At 39.7% G+C, this 16,207-nt stretch carries 12 protein-coding genes, 1 tRNA gene and 1 other RNA gene; 9 read left to right on the plus strand and 5 right to left on the minus strand.

The window, feature by feature from the left end:
* Positions 1-69 precede the first annotated feature (69 nt).
* Positions 70-1,623, plus strand: coding sequence for a DEAD/DEAH box helicase (locus ACLI08_RS09475; RefSeq protein WP_411428245.1), 1,554 nt, complete (start codon positions 70-72; stop codon positions 1,621-1,623).
* A 51-nt stretch (positions 1,624-1,674) separates the two neighbouring features.
* Here ACLI08_RS09475 and ACLI08_RS09480 read toward each other — a convergent pair whose 3' ends face one another.
* Positions 1,675-2,673, minus strand: coding sequence for an LLM class flavin-dependent oxidoreductase (locus ACLI08_RS09480; protein ID WP_411428246.1), 999 nt, complete (start codon positions 2,671-2,673; stop codon positions 1,675-1,677).
* Positions 2,674-2,741: 68 nt separating this feature from the next.
* Positions 2,742-5,045 carry an acyl-CoA dehydrogenase gene (locus ACLI08_RS09485; protein ID WP_411428247.1) on the minus strand — a complete coding sequence of 768 codons (2,304 nt, stop codon included), beginning with the start codon at positions 5,043-5,045 and terminating at the stop codon, positions 2,742-2,744.
* A 163-nt stretch (positions 5,046-5,208) separates the two neighbouring features.
* Between ACLI08_RS09485 and rnpB the strand changes: the two genes are divergently transcribed.
* Positions 5,209-5,524: RNase P RNA component class A (gene rnpB, locus ACLI08_RS09490), an RNA gene on the plus strand.
* A 21-nt stretch (positions 5,525-5,545) separates the two neighbouring features.
* Here rnpB and ACLI08_RS09495 read toward each other — a convergent pair.
* The gene (locus ACLI08_RS09495; RefSeq protein WP_411428248.1) at positions 5,546-7,138 is read right to left on the minus strand and encodes a hypothetical protein; all 1,593 of its coding nucleotides are present in this window, start codon (positions 7,136-7,138) and stop codon (positions 5,546-5,548) included.
* 141 nt (positions 7,139-7,279) lie between these two features.
* On the opposite strand from ACLI08_RS09495, the gene ACLI08_RS09500 reads away from it, so the two are divergent.
* The 6 genes from ACLI08_RS09500 to ACLI08_RS09525 all read left to right on the plus strand — a co-directional run bounded on the left by ACLI08_RS09500 (position 7,280) and on the right by ACLI08_RS09525 (position 12,037).
* Entirely contained in the window at positions 7,280-7,714 is a 435-nt protein-coding gene (locus ACLI08_RS09500) for a PaaI family thioesterase (RefSeq protein ID WP_411428249.1), read from the plus strand.
* A gap of 1 nt (position 7,715) precedes the next feature.
* The gene (locus ACLI08_RS09505) at positions 7,716-8,756 is read left to right on the plus strand and encodes an isochorismate synthase (protein ID WP_411428250.1); all 1,041 of its coding nucleotides are present in this window, start codon (positions 7,716-7,718) and stop codon (positions 8,754-8,756) included.
* 93 nt (positions 8,757-8,849) lie between these two features.
* Positions 8,850-9,566 (plus strand): bacillithiol biosynthesis deacetylase BshB1, encoded by a 717-nt coding sequence (gene bshB1, locus ACLI08_RS09510; RefSeq protein ID WP_411428251.1) that lies wholly within the window; start codon positions 8,850-8,852, stop codon positions 9,564-9,566.
* A gap of 86 nt (positions 9,567-9,652) precedes the next feature.
* Positions 9,653-9,728, plus strand: a tRNA-His gene (locus ACLI08_RS09515).
* 297 nt (positions 9,729-10,025) lie between these two features.
* Complete coding sequence (gene ruvX, locus ACLI08_RS09520) at positions 10,026-10,439, plus strand: Holliday junction resolvase RuvX (RefSeq protein ID WP_411428252.1); 414 nt, start codon at positions 10,026-10,028, stop codon at positions 10,437-10,439.
* A gap of 110 nt (positions 10,440-10,549) precedes the next feature.
* Positions 10,550-12,037, plus strand: a complete 1,488-nt coding sequence (locus tag ACLI08_RS09525) for a malate:quinone oxidoreductase (RefSeq protein ID WP_411428253.1) — start codon at positions 10,550-10,552, stop codon at positions 12,035-12,037.
* 65 nt (positions 12,038-12,102) lie between these two features.
* Here the strand turns inward: ACLI08_RS09525 and ACLI08_RS09530 are convergent, their stop codons facing one another.
* Entirely contained in the window at positions 12,103-14,733 is a 2,631-nt protein-coding gene (locus tag ACLI08_RS09530) for a valine--tRNA ligase (RefSeq protein ID WP_411428254.1), read from the minus strand.
* Between the two features lie 157 nt (positions 14,734-14,890).
* Here ACLI08_RS09530 and ACLI08_RS09535 point away from each other — a divergent pair, with 157 nt between their 5' ends.
* On the plus strand, positions 14,891-15,325 hold the full coding sequence (locus ACLI08_RS09535) for a DUF1573 domain-containing protein (protein WP_411428255.1): 435 nt from the start codon (positions 14,891-14,893) through the stop codon (positions 15,323-15,325).
* A 50-nt stretch (positions 15,326-15,375) separates the two neighbouring features.
* On the opposite strand, the gene ACLI08_RS09540 is transcribed toward ACLI08_RS09535, so the two are convergent.
* Complete coding sequence (locus ACLI08_RS09540; protein ID WP_411428256.1) at positions 15,376-16,143, minus strand: XRE family transcriptional regulator; 768 nt, start codon at positions 16,141-16,143, stop codon at positions 15,376-15,378.
* Positions 16,144-16,207: the final 64 nt, after the last annotated feature.

A 16,207-nucleotide genomic window follows, 5' to 3' on the forward strand; every position in this document is an offset into this window, starting at 1 on the left:
TTTTTTTAGGATTTACTAAACGAAATAATGTGTTTAAATGCCTACTTTTGCGGTTTATTAAACAGGAGCATGCAAACCAGCCAGGAAGAGGAAAAAAAACAACTATATAATTACCAGGAGCGTGATATTGATGCCATTTTTGAAAAGTTTGATGGCAAACCAAACGATTATCATTTGCTCTACCAGCTGCCTACCGGCGGTGGTAAAACGGTAATTTTTTCGGAAATAGCACGAAGATTTATTGAAAAATACAATCGTAAAGTACTTGTGCTTACACACCGCATAGAGCTAAGTAAGCAAACATCTATGATGCTGAACAGTTTTGGGGTTAAAAATACCGTAATAGACAGTGGCGTAAAAGAGTTACCCGAAGACAATGAGTTTTCGTGTTACGTAGCCATGGTAGAAACGCTTAATAACCGCCTTAAGGATAAAAAGTTCCACATGGATTATGTGGGGCTTGTTATTGTAGACGAAGCGCATTATAACAGCTTCAGGAAGTTATTTACCTATTTTAAGAATTCACTGTTCTTAGGTGTTACCGCAACACCGTTAAGCTCTAACATTGAGCTACCCATGTATGAAACCTATAACGAGCTGATAGTGGGAGAGCCCATACAATCGTTAATAAACAAAGGGTATCTTGCTCGTGCCGTAATGTACGGATACGACGTAGAGTTGACTTCGCTTAAACTGGGTATTAACGGAGATTATACTGTAGCATCTTCTGACGAGTTATATTCGCGTGGGATAATGCAGGATATGCTTTTACAGGCGTATTTGCAACGTTCGCAAGGAAAAAAGACCCTGATTTTTAATAACGGTATTAATACTTCGTTATACGTGTATGAAACGTTCAGGGCTGCGGGATTACCCATAAGGCATTTGGATAACCGCACACCGGAGCAGGAGCGACGCGATATATTACACTGGTTTAAAACTACACCTGATGCTATTTTAACCTCTGTATCTATTCTTACTACCGGTTTTGATGAGCCTACTGTAGAAACAATTATTCTGAACAGGGCTACACGTTCCTTAACATTATATTTCCAGATGATAGGCCGCGGTAGTCGTAGCCTTCCCGGGAAAGATACATTTACCGTTATAGACCTTGGTAATAATGCCCAACGTTTTGGTTTATGGAGCGATCCTGTAGACTGGCAGTATATATTTAAAAATCCGGAGCAGTTTTTAGATAATATCCGTACAGATGAGGAGATAGAAAGCTATCATGTGTATGCTATGCCTGAGGATGTAAGAGTACGTTTTGCAAAATCTAAAGATATAGCTTTTGATGTAGATGCTGAGTTTAAGCTTTCTATGGAGCGCAAGGAAAAACCTAAGGTAGTAATAGATAAATCAATACGCCAACACGCGTTTATGTGTGTTGAAAATGCAGAGACAATTAGCGAGGCCCGCAAACTGGCGCGCGAGCTAGAACCGGATATTGAATACCGTGTTAAGCAGTATGCAAAACTCCTTAGTAAGACTACAAAAAATTACCGCGAGTGGCTGGTAGACGATTATAAGAACAGGCTTGGTACACAAATTACACGTGTGTTTTACCTTTACCAGGATGCCACGGAAGAAGAAATTGAAGAACTAAGAACAAAGTTTTAAATTTATATAAAGAAAAATCCCTCAGAATTTACATTCCGAGGGATTTTCTATTTAAAACATATCAGCTATAAGCTCATAAGAATGTTTTCTGTCTTCAAAGTTTTCGGCCCAGGTTGCTATCATGATTTCATCTACCGCATAGTCTGCTGCCAGTTTGGCTATTTTTTCTTTTACCACATCCGGCGTACCTGCAATGAAGCGGTTTCTGTTCCAGGCGATGCGAGACCGCTGATGTACACTGTAATCCATGGCTTTTATTTCTTCAAACGAAGGCAAATCCCCAGTAGCACCCATTTCTATGTGTAACATCCTATAATCAAATTCAGTTACCCAGTCGGCTACTTTTTGCTCGTCTTCATTACAAAAAGCAAAAATACTTACTATGGCTTTTGGCTCTGCCCATTCCTTACTTGGCCTAAAGCTATCCCTATACACTGCAACAACTTCCGGCCCTCCAACCGGGTTAATAAAGTGGGCAAAGGAGAGCGCCATACCAAAGTGAGCCGCAAACTGTGCGCTTCCGCCGCTACTGGTTAACATCCATAGCTCAGGCATAATTTCCGGAATAGGGTAGGCTTTAACTTTATCGTGTAGGGTGTCCGGCATTTCTTCTCCCCTTAGCCAGGCCCGTACATCTGTTAACTGCTCGTACAGCTCTTTTTCGCTAAAACTGTTTGAGGGATTAAGCAGTTGTGCCGAAAGCCTGTCTCCACCCGGCGCGCGCCCAATGCCTAAATCTATACGCCCGGGGTAGAGGGTACTGAGTAAACCAAAGTTTTCACTCACTTTTAAGGCGCTATGGTTTGGCAGCATAATACCTCCGCTGCCTATACGTATATTTTTAGACTTTGATGCTAAATAGGGTATAAGCACCTCTGGCGAAGTACCGGCTACCAGCTTAAAGTTATGGTGTTCACTTACCCAATACCTTTCAAAGCCCAGTGTATCGGCAAGTGCAACCAGTTTTCCCGAATCTTCCAGGGCTTTTGCTGCTGTACTGTTTCTACCTACCTGAGACTGATCCAGTACGCTTATTTTTATATCTTTCATTAAATGTAATCTTAAATATGACAGTACAAAATTACATTAAAAAATTTAAATATATAAATACATAATCTCTATGCCTGTGCTGCTTTAAATGTTGCTATGGCACCCAGACAGTTTTCAGGTATATCAAATGCTTCGGTTAGTGGCACCGCATCCTGGCGTATTTCCCAGCAAAGTTGGCTTACCAGCTTACGGATGGCTTTCGTTTTAACTCCTTCCATATAGCCTTGCTCTAAATACCAAGCCTTGTGTTCATCTAGTTTGTGGAGCGCAAAAAGGTAGTAAAGGTTTGTAAGCGTGTCTTTAATTGCAGGATCTTTTACTGTTTCCAGCTTCGCTAAAAATTGCTCCAGTACAACCCTGTCCAGGTAAGAGTCGGCAATTTGTAGCATATGAGGATGCATTATATTTGCCGCGTCAAAGGGTTCAAGCCCGTCATCTATAAGTTTTTTAAACCTCCTGGCGGCAGATGAAACCAATTCCCTCTCCCGGTATTTAAAGGCTTGCAGATGAAAATTGGCATCTTTTAAGTGACTTTCGTCTGTATTACGGGTAGCAAAAGGATTTTTTTCAGTGATTCCGGTTTTTGCCTGCTCAACAACATAGTTAAAAATAGTGCCTACGCTAATCTCGCCAAATTCTTTTCGGTACTCACCTAATCTGTTTTTGGCGGTAAGCTGCATCAATACTGTGTTGTCACCTTCAAAAGTTGTATATATTTCGGTGTCATTTTTAAGATCGTCAATCCGGTTTTCACTTAAATAGCCTTTACCTCCTGTAGCTTCGCGGCATTCCTGCAGCGTATCGCGTACATTCCATGTAGTGTACGCTTTCAGCCCGGCAGCAAGGGCTTCTATTTCCTGCATATCAGCCTCAGTACGGTTTATAAAACGTTTAGTTAAATACTGCAATGCAAACGTGAGCGCGTAAGACTTTGCTAAATAGGGCATTAGGCGCAGTTGATGCATCCTGTAGTTTAATATAGGCACTTCCTGTCCGCTATCGGGGCCAAATTGCCTGCGGTTGTCGCTGTATTTAATTGTAGTGGTAAGTCCGGCCTTTGCTGCAGCAAGCGCAGACCTGGGGATACCTATCCGTCCGCCAACCAGCGTTCCCAGCATGGTAAAAAATCTTCTGTTATCACTCGGAATTGGGCTTTCAAATTCTCCGTTCTCGTTTACCGATGCAAATTTGTCGAGCATGTTGTCGTACGGTATTACAACGTTATTAAAAGTTATAATACCATTATCTACACCGTTTAAGCCCATTTTATGCCCGCAATCTTCTATAGTTATTCCTGGTAAAGTCTGCTTTTGTTTATCTCTTATCGGTACAATAAACGCATTTACACCGTAGTCAGTTCCGTTTATAACAAGCTTAGCAAAAACCGTTGCAGCTTCACCATGCACAGCGGCGTTGCCTATGTATTCTTTACGATCGTATTTTTGCGCTGTGTTTATGGTAAAAGTCCGGTTAGCGTGATTGTAAGTTGCAGTGGTTTGCAGTCCCTTTACGTTACTGCCATGGTGCGTTTCGCTCATTGCAAAACACCCTGGCAACTCCAATGACCCTATTTGAGGCAGATATTTTGCGTGGTGCTTTTCTGTACCCAGGAACATTACACTCATTCCCCATAAACCAAACTGGACACCAAACTTTATTACAAGGCTTAAGTCCTGATAACTTAGTGTTTCCATTATGGCAAAATAGCCCTCCATGTCTCCTCTTCCGCCATAAGCAGTAGGGTAAGCATAACTTCCAAGGCCGGCATCGGCAAGTATTTTACACCATGCAAATACTTTTTCCCGAAATACCTGAGTATCGCTGTCTACAACCGGGGTAAAATCTTCGCAGCTAATAATGCTTTTTACTTTATTGATGATTTCTGACTGCTCCCCGTTAAGCAATTCAGTCATTAAGCTAACATTGAAACTACTTTTTGTGTTGTGCGATTGCGTTATACTTGTCCTTTTTTGATATTCAGACAATATCTCTACACTCCCTATACCCAACTGCTGCTCTAACTCTGCAATTTTAGGCGCTATGGCTATTATGTCTTCTTCAGATAATGAAGTACGCTCCGCGTTGGCTAATAATATTCCTAAATCAGTAAAATTTTTTGGTTTATTGTTGCCACTGAGAGCGCCGTCTATATTCTCTTTCCAGTGAAATAATTCAGAGCGGGAAGGTGGAGAGGAGGCATTTATTTTTGAGCTCAAAAATTCTTTTTCGGCTTTTGTAAGCCAATTTTGGCTATCAATAAACTGGTTTATTTTTGTGTACTCCTCATTACTTATAGCGGCATCTTGCCATGCGTAATATATAACGGGAAGTAATATGTATAATTTGGGATCGTTACTAAAAGAGATATCCATAATAATTTTTGTATTTTATGAGTACTAAAATTAGGCATTATCTTACGGAACGGTTTTTAAGGTAGTGTTAAAAGATACTGATACTGTACTGCTTAAAAACAATTTATATAGCCATAGGCCAAATACCTGTTTATACTATATAATTCACTACTTTTGCAGCCTTAAAGCAAGCCGCCTTATCGCTCACTTTATCAGTGGGAGGAAAGTCCGGACACCGTAGGGCAGCATAGCGGGTAACGCCCGTCATTACGCTTTGGCGTAAGAGGACAAGTGCAACAGAAAGGATGTACAGGTAATGCTGTAGTGAAATCAGGTAAACTCTATGCGGTGAAATGCCATGTATACCGGCTACTATAGGGCTGCCCGCCCGATGCCGGGGGGTAGGCAGATAGACAGTAACAGTAATGTTATTGCAAGATAAATGATAAGGATTGTGCCTAAGCACAATACAGAATCCGGCTTACAGGCTTGCTTTTTTTATTGTTTTAAATTGCTGTTACCTATTCTGCTGTACTTTCATAAGCACCCATGTCTGGCAAAGTACTGCGTAACACTCCTAAAATATCAGTATTAGGTGATAGCGTTACAGATGCATCTGCAGTACCATACGGGCCATCTCCGTTTATACCTTCTATTAACTTTAAATTGTTGTTTTTAGCGTCTTTAAAAACAGGTTTGTTTTCGTTTCCGGTCCTGGCTATTTTGCAGTTATTATAAGTAACTAACTCCGCATTATTTGCTGAGAACGGATAAAGTACTGCATTTTCAAGTCGGTTAAAATCAACAAGCTTTATTAATGAGCTATTAAACTTTACATTAAAGTAAGGGTTTGTATCATTCTCTATTTCTGCGCGTTCTAAAGATAAAGACACATTCCCTGATCCATAAATTAGGCAATTATCAAAGGTAGCGGTAAGCGCGCCAATATATCTTTTAGTTTCGCCATCCTCTGTTTTGTCCTGGTAATTGTTTAACAATAATGGGATTTGGTCATAGCTATTAAAGTAGTTCGCAAATGTGCAATATTTAAAGTTATATGTTCCTCCCAACGCGAAAGCAGCGCTTACTTTGCCGGCATTATTTGCCACCAAATTTTCACCTGTAATAACAGAGTTTACACCGTATAGCCCGAAGTTTGTACAATTATAAATCTGAGAGTTTTTAATAGTTAATTTTGGTTGAGGGTCATTGCTTCCTGTAACCATGGCGTATATGCCTATATTAGCATTCTTTAGTGTAAGATGGTTAATAACATTGTCGCTATTGCTCATTAATAATATAGCACCCCATTGTCCTGCTACGCTGGCAAATTCAGGTTCAAGCCGGTCTCCCTCAAAAACTACCTCTTTTTCAAGTGTTTCTGTAGAGGATTGCTCACCATTAACAAGTAGCCTTCCGCCCGGACGAACCATAAGCCCTGAATCAGCATGGAAGTGAACCCTGGCACCAGCATCTACATTTAGTGTTTTACCCGATGGTACAGTTGCATACCCATAAATCACATACGGTTTATCGTTTTTCCACCTGTATTCATTTCCATTATTAGGATCATTTTCGTCTAAATAAAATCCGTAAATATTAGTTTGGTCATCAAACGGTACATTTTCATATTCGCCCTGGCTGTTTCTTTGAGGGTATAAAAAGTAGGCGTCTTGCACTAATGTAACCAACTCTACATTTTGTATTCCGTTTGTGCTTGCAAATTGTATTTGGTCTGTATACAAGAACGAGGTAGTATTATTGGCGTATTCGGTATAGTCTATAGTAGTTTCAACAAAAACAAACATACTATCTTTTGCTAAAAGCTCTACATTATTAAATTCTTTTCCGGGGATGCCGTCTACCATAAGGCGATATTTAGAGTTTTGCCCTTGTCCCAGTTTTATGCTTGGTATTTTTATGTCTTTGTTGCTACGGTTATATACTTTTAAAGTGTAAGTGCTAGACCCTATATTAGTAAAAACAGTATCAAGATACACGGTATCTTTACTAAACTCAAGTCCTCCTGCGCTGGTTTCAAATTCAAAATCGTTCCTGCACGAGCAAAACGTAATACAAAAACCAATAAACAAAAGGTATATGAGTTGGCGCATAGATGATAACAATTTTTGGTAAAAGTACTTATAAAATTTCAGAAGATAAAACCCCCGTAATCACAAACGCTTTTTAAAAGCTTTTATTTTTAAATGCATGCACAAACACCGTTTTTCGTATTTTTACGAAAAATAATAAATATGTCTTTTGATAAGGAAAAAGCACTTAAAATGTGCAACGACTACTGCCGAAATACCCTTATGGATACACTTGAAATTGTTTACACAGACGCTGCCGAAGGATTTTTAGAAGCTACCATGCCTGTAAACTCAAGAGTACATCAGCCCATGGGGCTATTGCATGGAGGAGCTACGGTAGCACTTGCAGAAAGTGTGGGTAGCGCAGCGTCTCTTCTATTTGTTAATCCTGATATTCAGGAGGTAAGGGGTATTGAAATAGCTGCTAATCATTTGCGAAGCAAGCGCGATGGTGTTGTAACGGCCCGCGCCCGTATTGTGCATCAGGGCAGGAGCATCCATCTATGGGAAATTAAGATTACCGATGAACAGGAACGACTTATATCGTTGTGTAAAATAACCAATATGGTTCTTCCGCGTAAGAGAAAGACTGAGTAAGATGGAAACGTTACTTCGCCGCTTACAGGATAGCTTAAACAATCAATTACCCTTTGCTGTATATGCAAAGCCAGGTGCAAGCCGTATAACAGGTGTATTTCAGCATAATTCGACTTCGTATGCTTTAAAAGATTTTCAACAGCAAGGATTTGTATTTGCGCCTTTTGCAGATGGACCGAAAGCATTCATTCCTTTTGAGAAAGCTGAAATTTTCGAAGTCGAATTTATACCATCAGAAGCTGCAGACTCTTTTAGAAATAATATAGAACCACAGGAAAAAGCAAAATCTGATTTTGAACAACTTGTTCAAAAATGCGTTGCCGAAATAAAAACAGGCGCTTTTGATAAACTTGTTGCTTCACGTACGGAGTTTGTAGATACACAAAAAAACGTTACCGATATATACATTACATTGTTGCATACATATCCTAACGCTTTTAGGTATTGTTTTTTTCATCCTGCCTCAGGACTCTGGATGGGGGCAACACCCGAGCAACTACTTAAAGCTAGTGGTAATGAAGTAGCAACGGTAGCATTGGCCGGTACACAGATTTATAATCCATCTGTTGAGGCGGTCTGGGAAACTAAGGAAAAGGAAGAACAACAGTTTGTTACCGATTACATAGTGCAACGCCTGCACAACATTACAAAAGATGTTAATGTATCATTACCTTATACATTTAGGGCGGGTAACATTGTGCATATAAAGACAGATATCCAAGCACAGGTACAAAATAATACTGATTTAGGTGATATAATTACACTGCTGCACCCAACCCCGGCTGTTTGTGGCTTACCCAAAGAGCAGGCGCGCGATTTCTTGCTGGGTAATGAGGGTTATAATCGTGAATATTACAGTGGATACCTCGGTTTGCTTAACAGGGAAGAGTCATCTGACTTGTTTGTTAACCTGCGCTGTATGAAAGTTAGTGAGCAAAGGGCGCAATTGTTTATAGGGTGTGGTATAACTAAAGACAGTATTCCTGAAAAAGAGTTTTACGAAACAGTAAATAAAAGCATAACCATGCGCAGGGTGTTATAATTTATCGAATAATTTCGATTTATCTAGTACGCTTTTCAAAATCACTGTACCTTTGCAGTAGTTTTAATGTGTACTACACAATACAAAAAGATAATGAAACTAGATATACTTGCATTTGGCGCACACCCAGACGATATAGAACTTTCTTGTGGTGCTACCATTGCTAAAGAAATTTTCCTTGGTAAAAAGGTAGGCATTGTAGACCTAACCCGCGGCGAACTGGGTACGCGCGGTTCTGCCGAACTAAGAGACAAAGAAGCTGCTGAAGCTGCCAATATCCTTGGGATACAGGTTAGGGAAAACCTACGCTTTCGCGATGGTTTTTTTAACAATGACGAAGCACATCAGCTTGAAGTTATAAAAATGATCCGGAAATACCGTCCTAAAATAGTGCTCGCAAATGCGGTTGAGGATAGACATATAGACCATGCGCGTGCCAGTAAGCTGGTAAGCGATGCGTGTTTCTTGTCCGGTTTAAGGCGTATTGAAACCACCTTGGATAACGATAACCAACAAGCATGGCGCCCTGAAGTGGTGTATCATTACATACAGTGGAAAGACCTTAAACCTGATTTTGTTGTAGACGTTACAGGGTTTATGGATGTAAAAGTAGCATCAGTTATGGCATATGCCTCGCAATTTTATGACCCTGACAGCACCGAACCTGTAACGCCTATAGCTACCAAAAACTTTAAAGAAAGCATTTATTACCGGGCTGCAGACTTGGGAAGGCTTATAAATACAGAATATGGCGAAGGTTTTACCGCAGAAAGATATTTGGCAGTCAATAGTTTAGAAAATTTATTATAAAAAGTGCATTTTTTTCTTGTATAAACAGGAATCCTGTTCTATATTTGCACTCGCAAAACGGTTGATACCGCGCTGCAAATTAAAATGGTGATTGTAGCTCAGTTGGTTAGAGCGTCGGATTGTGGTTCCGAAGGTCGTGGGTTCGAGACCCATCATTCACCCCGAAGCCCTGCATTTGCAGGGCTTTTTCGTTTTTATATCTTTTGGTATGCGCAAAAAAAATGCACAACCCATAATTGGGCGATTTATTTCTAAAGTATAGCTGGTGTGTGATGTCTGGGATGTAGTAAAAAGATAAACGCCCGCAAATTGGAAGCTTGCGAGCGTTTGAATTAAACCATTAACAGATGGTTTAACGGCTGCAAATATAGAACCTTTATTTTAATTGTGAAGCTTTTTTGCCTTTATTTGCTGAAATATTTTTAAACGTTTTAAATTCAAATCATTATAATATTATATATGGCTAAAATAATGGCGATAGACTACGGGATCAAAAGAACAGGAATCGCAGTTACCGATGATATGCAGATAATAGCATCGGGGTTGACTACCGTAGATACTCCTAAACTGTTTTCTTTTCTTACAGAATATTTAAAAAAAGAAAAAGTCGAAGCCATTCTGGTGGGCGACCCCAAGCAAATGAACGGAATGCCTTCTGAGAGTGCTGAAATGATAAATACATTCGTGGAAAAACTTCGAAATGAAGTCAACGAAATCGAAATAGTTAGGGTTGATGAGCGCTTTACAAGCAAATTAGCATTTCAGAGCCTTATACAAGGTGGTGCAAAAAAGAAACAAAGGCAGGATAAAGGCCTGATTGATGAGATTTCTGCAACAATTTTACTTCAGGATTATCTTTCTCAAAAAAAATAGTGGTAATTTTTTAAATTTTCTTAAAAATGAGTTTTTCTTAATAAACCATTATCTTTTATAATAATTTTTTGATGATTTAGGGTTAAATTTGTTTTTTCAAAAAATAGCTGATGTCCACTGATACAAAACATGAGCCGGATGTGGTTCTTATAGGCGCCGGGATAATGAGCGCTACCTTGGGTATATTTCTGAAAGAATTAATGCCTGAAGTGAAGATCAATATTTACGAAAGGTTAGATGTGGCAGCTGCTGAAAGCAGCGATGCATGGAACAATGCAGGTACGGGCCATTCTGCTTTTTGCGAACTAAACTACACTCCTGAACTTCCGGACGGAAGTATAGAAACATTTAAAGCCGTACGCATTGCCGAATGGTTTGAGCAGTCAAAACAATTCTGGTCTTACCTGGTACAAAAACAGCTTTTAAGTGCTCCCGAAAACTTTATACGCCCGATACCTCATCTTAGTTTTGTATGGGGGCAGGAGAACGTAACGTATCTTAAAAAGCGTTATGAAGCTCTGAAGCAGTTCCCGCTGTTCAGTGCCATGGAGTTCTCTGAAAATAAGGAAGTACTAAAGCAATGGATACCGCTTGTTATGCACGGCCGTAAGGAAGATGAAGTTGTAGCTGCTACGTGTATGAACATTGGTACAGATGTAAACTTCGGACAACTTACACGTGATATGTTTGCATGGTTGTCTTCGCAGAACGGTGTAAATCTTTATTTTAACCACGAAGTAAGAGATATTAAGCGTAAATCAGACCAGCGCTGGGAGGTTAAAGTTAAAGACCTTGCCGGAGGCGAGAAATCAACGTCTGCCGCAAAGTTTGTATTTATTGGAGCCGGTGGAGGCTCGTTACACTTATTAGAAAAATCAGGTATTCCTGAAGCTAAAGGTTATGGTGGTTTCCCTGTAAGTGGGCAGTGGCTTAAATGTGTAAACGAAGAATTAATACAAAAGCATAACGCAAAAGTATACGGTAAGGCTTCGGTGGGTGCGCCCCCTATGTCTGTGCCGCATATTGATACCCGTATGATAAACGGTAAAAAAGAACTACTCTTTGGTCCCTATGCAGGTTTTAGTACTAAATTCCTTAAAGAGGGTTCTTATGCCGATTTATTTACGTCTATAAATCTTAGTAATATAAAACCGATGCTGGCTGCGGGTTACCATAACCTGGCACTAACCAAGTATCTTATACAGCAGGTTACCCAAAGTACCCAGGACAGGCTTCAGGCTCTTAAAGAGTACTTACCTGATGCAAGAATGGAAGACTGGAAACTGGAAACAGCAGGCCAACGCGTACAGGTTATAAAGAAAGACGAAAAAACCGGAGGTAAACTTGAGTTTGGTACAGAGGTAATAAACAGTGCAGACGGATCGCTGGCGGTTCTGCTTGGTGCTTCGCCTGGTGCCAGTACCGCAGTTTCGGTAATGCTTGATGTGCTTGAACGTTGTTTCCCGCAGGCTAAAACAGATGACTGGAAACAAAAGATTCAGGAAATGATACCTTCTTACGGGCAGTCTTTAAACAATAATCCTGAGTTGCTTGAAAAAGTAAGGGCACAGGCTAACGTATCGCTTAAACTTAAATAATATAAATATTCATGATATAAAAATGCCCCTTAATGGGGCATTTTTAGTTTTATGTAATTTAGTATCTATTTAAGTGCTGCAAGGCTTTCTTCCAGCATTGCGATTTTAGATAATGCGTCTGCTTCTTTTTGGCGTTCTATGGCCACAACTTTTTCCGGAGCACTGTTTACAAACTTTTCGTTGCTTAGTTTGCCCTGTACTGACTTAAGGAAACCACGGTTATAATCCAGTTCCTGTTGTAGTTTAGCAATTTCATCTTCAATGTTTACATTGCCCGTTACCGGTATAAAGTACTCATTGCTCTTAACACGGAAAGTTAGGGCGCCGCTTACTTTTTCGGTGGTATAAGAAACAGTGCTAACGTTACCCAGTTTAGATATTACACTGTCAAAAGCTGTTGAAGCATTTTCTGAATTAATAGCTTTAAGTTCTACAGCATCTTTAAAGGCAATGTTTTTATCTTTCCTAATGGTACGGATACCTGCGATAACTTCAGCTGCAAAATCAAATTCAGCCAAAAGCTTTTCATCATAAGATTTAATTTCCGGCCATTCAGAGATGATTAGCGCTTCTTTTTCGGTGCGTACTGCAATGTGTTGCCATATTTCTTCTGTAAGGAATGGCATAAACGGATGCAGTAACTTCAAATTGCTTTCAAGCAGTTCAATTGCTTTGCTTAAAGTAGCGTTGTCTATAGGCTGCTGGTAGCCTGGCTTAATCATTTCCAGGAACCACGAACAGAAATCATCCCATACAAGCTTGTAAATTGCCATAAGTGCATCGCTGATACGGTATTTTTCAAAGTGGTCTTCAATTTCTGCAAGCGTTTTCTGCAGCTTGTTTTCGTACCATTCAATGGCTTTTTTAGAATGCTCAGGCTGCTCTATATCGGCAACTTCCCAACCTTTAATAAGTCGGAAGGCGTTCCATACCTTAGTAGTGAAGCCTTTACCCTGTGCGCAAAGTTCTTCGTCAAAAAGAATATCGTTACCTGCAGAGGCACTAAGAAGTAGTCCTACACGCACACCATCGGCACCAAATTTTTCAATAAGGTCTAGCGGATCAGGAGAGTTGCCTAATGATTTACTCATTTTACGGCGTTGCTTATCGCGTACAATCCCTGTTAAATATACATTGGTAAACGGCTTATCCCCAGCATATTCATATCCGGCAATGATCATACGTGCTACCCAAAAGAACAAAATGTCCGGACCTGTTACCAAGTCGTTAGTAGGGTAGTAGTATTTAAACTCCTCGTTTTCAGGATTCATTATACCGCCAAAAACACTCATTGGCCACAGCCATGAGCTAAACCATGTATCAAGAGCATCTACATCCTGAGTAAGATTAGCAGCAGTAAGTGCGCCGTTGCCGGTTTTTTCTTTGGCAAGTTCAAGTGCTTTTTCCGGTGTTTCGGCAACCACAAAGTCTTCTTTACCATCACCATAATAGTACGCAGGTATCTGCTGTCCCCACCACAGTTGTCGCGAAATATTCCAGTCGCGGATGTTTTCCATCCAGTGGCGGTAGGTGTTATTAAAACGGCTAGGATATAGTTTTACTTCTTCTGTTTCAAGTACTGCTTTAATAGCTGGCTTAACAAGGTCTTCCATTTTAAGGAACCACTGATCGCTTAGCCTTGGCTCTATAACAGCTTTAGTACGTTCAGAAGTACCTACTTTGTTAATGTGTGTTTCTACTTTCTCAAGGTTTCCGATGCTTTCAAGCTCGTGTGCTATTTCATCGCGAACTACAAAACGATCTTTACCGGCATAGTGAAGGCCAAAACTGTTTAGTGTAGCATCTTCGTTAAATATGTCTATAATTTCCAGGTTATGCCTTTCGCCAAGATCTTTATCGTTTACATCGTGGGCAGGTGTTACTTTTAGTGCTCCTGTTCCAAACTCCATATCTACATACTCATCAAAAATGATAGGTATAACACGGTTAGCAATAGGTACAATAGCCTTTTTATCTTTAAGATGTGTATAGCGCTCGTCATTAGGATTAATGCATATAGCCGTATCGCCTAAAATAGTTTCAGGGCGGGTAGTGGCTATGGTAATATATTCTTCGGTACCTTCTATTTGGTATTTAATATGATACAGTTTACCCTGGCGCTCCTCATAAATAACCTCTTCATCGCTTAGGGTTGTTTTAGCCTCAGGATCCCAGTTTACCATACGGTATCCGCGATAAATAAGCCCTTTGTTATATAAATCCACAAAAGATTTTATAACCGAAGCGCTCATGTCTGGGTCCATAGTAAACTTAGTACGCTCCCAGTCGCATGAAGCGCCTAGTTTTTTAAGCTGTTCAAGGATAACACCTCCGTACTTGTCAGTCCATTCCCAGGCGTGCTTTAAAAATTCTTCGCGGCTAAGGTCGGCTTTATTAATGCCTTCAGCCTTTAGTTTGGCTACAACTTTAGCCTCTGTAGCTATACTGGCGTGGTCTGTTCCCGGAACCCAGCATGCATTAAAGCCCTTAAGTCGTGCGCGGCGTATAAGTACATCCTGTATGGTATTGTTTAGCATGTGGCCCATGTGCAGCACCCCGGTGACGTTTGGTGGCGGGATTACTATGGTGTATGGTGTACGGCTGTCTGGTTCTGAATGGAAATAGTTGTTTTTCATCCAGTAGTCGTACCACTTACTCTCTACTGCCTTCGGGTCAAAATGCGTTGGAATACTCATATATAATTTGCTTAAATAACCACTTAAAAAATGGTGCGGTTTTTGTAAATAATTACAAAAGTAACTATATAACTATAATTTCAAAAAAAGAGCAGGTATTATTTGCTGCCACAGTACACTTGCTTATATTTACAAACGTCTAAATACTGAACACACAATGAAAAAATATTTACTTTTAATACTTGGTTTGCTAACATATTTTACGGGCTTTTCGCAATCTGGGCCTAAGATTGAATTTAAAAGCGACACGGTAGATTATGGTACCGTTTATAAAGAAGAAGATAATGGGGTTCGCGTATTTGAATTTACAAATACCGGCGATGCAGATTTAATTGTTAGCGATGTTAAGTCTACATGCGGATGTACTGTACCGAGCAAACCTCAGGCACCTATAAAGCCTGGGAAAACCGGTAAAATAGAGGTTAAGTATAACATGCATCCCGGCCCATTCCGTAAAACAATAACAGTTTATAGTAATGCTGTAAACGTACCCGATGGGGTAGTAGCCTTAAAACTTAAAGGAGATGTACAGGAGAAAGGTAAGGTAAATGTTACCGAAAAAAAGAAAACACTACTTGATCCTAAAAAATAGATATCCATAAAATACACTATAATAAGCAGTTTACATATTTTGTAAGCTGCTTATTTATTTAAATGCTTTAAAGCTTTGATTTCTGTTTTCAGTGTAATAAACATATCTCGTATACTTTGCGGATTAATATCATCCGGTTCTGATTCTTTTGTTGCTATACTACAGGCATATTCCCAAATTTCCAAAATATTTGAAGCTTTAACAGAGTATGGTTCGTAAAAAGAATTATCAGAACTCAGTACCAAGTTGCTACCCTCATTTTTTTTAAGGCGCTTGTATACAATACCTTCATTTTTAGTGAGTAAAATATACGTTTTACCTTCACTAATTTCTGCAATGCTTTCTATGTATCTTCCTATTATAAAAGATCCTTCTTTGTGCGGTGGCATAGAATCTCCCGAAACCGGAAAAGCCCTGAACTTGCCATTTTTTAGAAACGGTAATGATATGTGCTGTAGTCCTTCAATAAATTCAGGATCACTATAGCCGCTTAAATAACCTGCTCTTGCCTTATGGGGGATAATTTCAATAACATTTTCCCCATTGTTATCTATAGTAATAGGTAGTAGTATACGATTGTCTTCCAGTTGCATTAGCCTCTCCACGTCTACTTTCCTTATATCTGCGGTAAGCAATAAGTCTATACTTATATGATAATAGTGAGATAATTTTATAAGCGTTTCGTAAGGGGGTTGCGATTTTCCCTGCTCATATTTAGCCAGGCTGTCGCGTGTTATAGAGAGGTCTTTTGCTACAGTTTCCTGAGATACATCTTTTTTTATTCTCAGGTGTCGTATATTATCAGAAAATAGAGACATAAATTAATAGGGATTATTTATCCCAACAAATTTAATATTTTTAGGGAATATATGTCCTAAATTT

The organism is Flavobacterium sp. RNTU_13, from assembly GCF_046614455.1.
In the GTDB taxonomy this organism is placed as follows: domain Bacteria; phylum Bacteroidota; class Bacteroidia; order Flavobacteriales; family Flavobacteriaceae; genus Flavobacterium.

Coding starts and splice junctions, on each gene's coding strand:
- ACLI08_RS09475 (WP_411428245.1), top strand. CDS start 70: ATGCAAACCAGCCAGGAAGAGGAAAAAAAACAACTATATAATTACCAG.
- ACLI08_RS09480 (WP_411428246.1), bottom strand. CDS start 2,673: ATGAAAGATATAAAAATAAGCGTACTGGATCAGTCTCAGGTAGGTAGA.
- ACLI08_RS09485 (WP_411428247.1), bottom strand. CDS start 5,045: ATGGATATCTCTTTTAGTAACGATCCCAAATTATACATATTACTTCCC.
- ACLI08_RS09495 (WP_411428248.1), bottom strand. CDS start 7,138: ATGCGCCAACTCATATACCTTTTGTTTATTGGTTTTTGTATTACGTTT.
- ACLI08_RS09500 (WP_411428249.1), top strand. CDS start 7,280: ATGTCTTTTGATAAGGAAAAAGCACTTAAAATGTGCAACGACTACTGC.
- ACLI08_RS09505 (WP_411428250.1), top strand. CDS start 7,716: ATGGAAACGTTACTTCGCCGCTTACAGGATAGCTTAAACAATCAATTA.
- bshB1 (WP_411428251.1), top strand. CDS start 8,850: ATGAAACTAGATATACTTGCATTTGGCGCACACCCAGACGATATAGAA.
- ruvX (WP_411428252.1), top strand. CDS start 10,026: ATGGCTAAAATAATGGCGATAGACTACGGGATCAAAAGAACAGGAATC.
- ACLI08_RS09525 (WP_411428253.1), top strand. CDS start 10,550: ATGTCCACTGATACAAAACATGAGCCGGATGTGGTTCTTATAGGCGCC.
- ACLI08_RS09530 (WP_411428254.1), bottom strand. CDS start 14,733: ATGAGTATTCCAACGCATTTTGACCCGAAGGCAGTAGAGAGTAAGTGG.
- ACLI08_RS09535 (WP_411428255.1), top strand. CDS start 14,891: ATGAAAAAATATTTACTTTTAATACTTGGTTTGCTAACATATTTTACG.
- ACLI08_RS09540 (WP_411428256.1), bottom strand. CDS start 16,143: ATGTCTCTATTTTCTGATAATATACGACACCTGAGAATAAAAAAAGAT.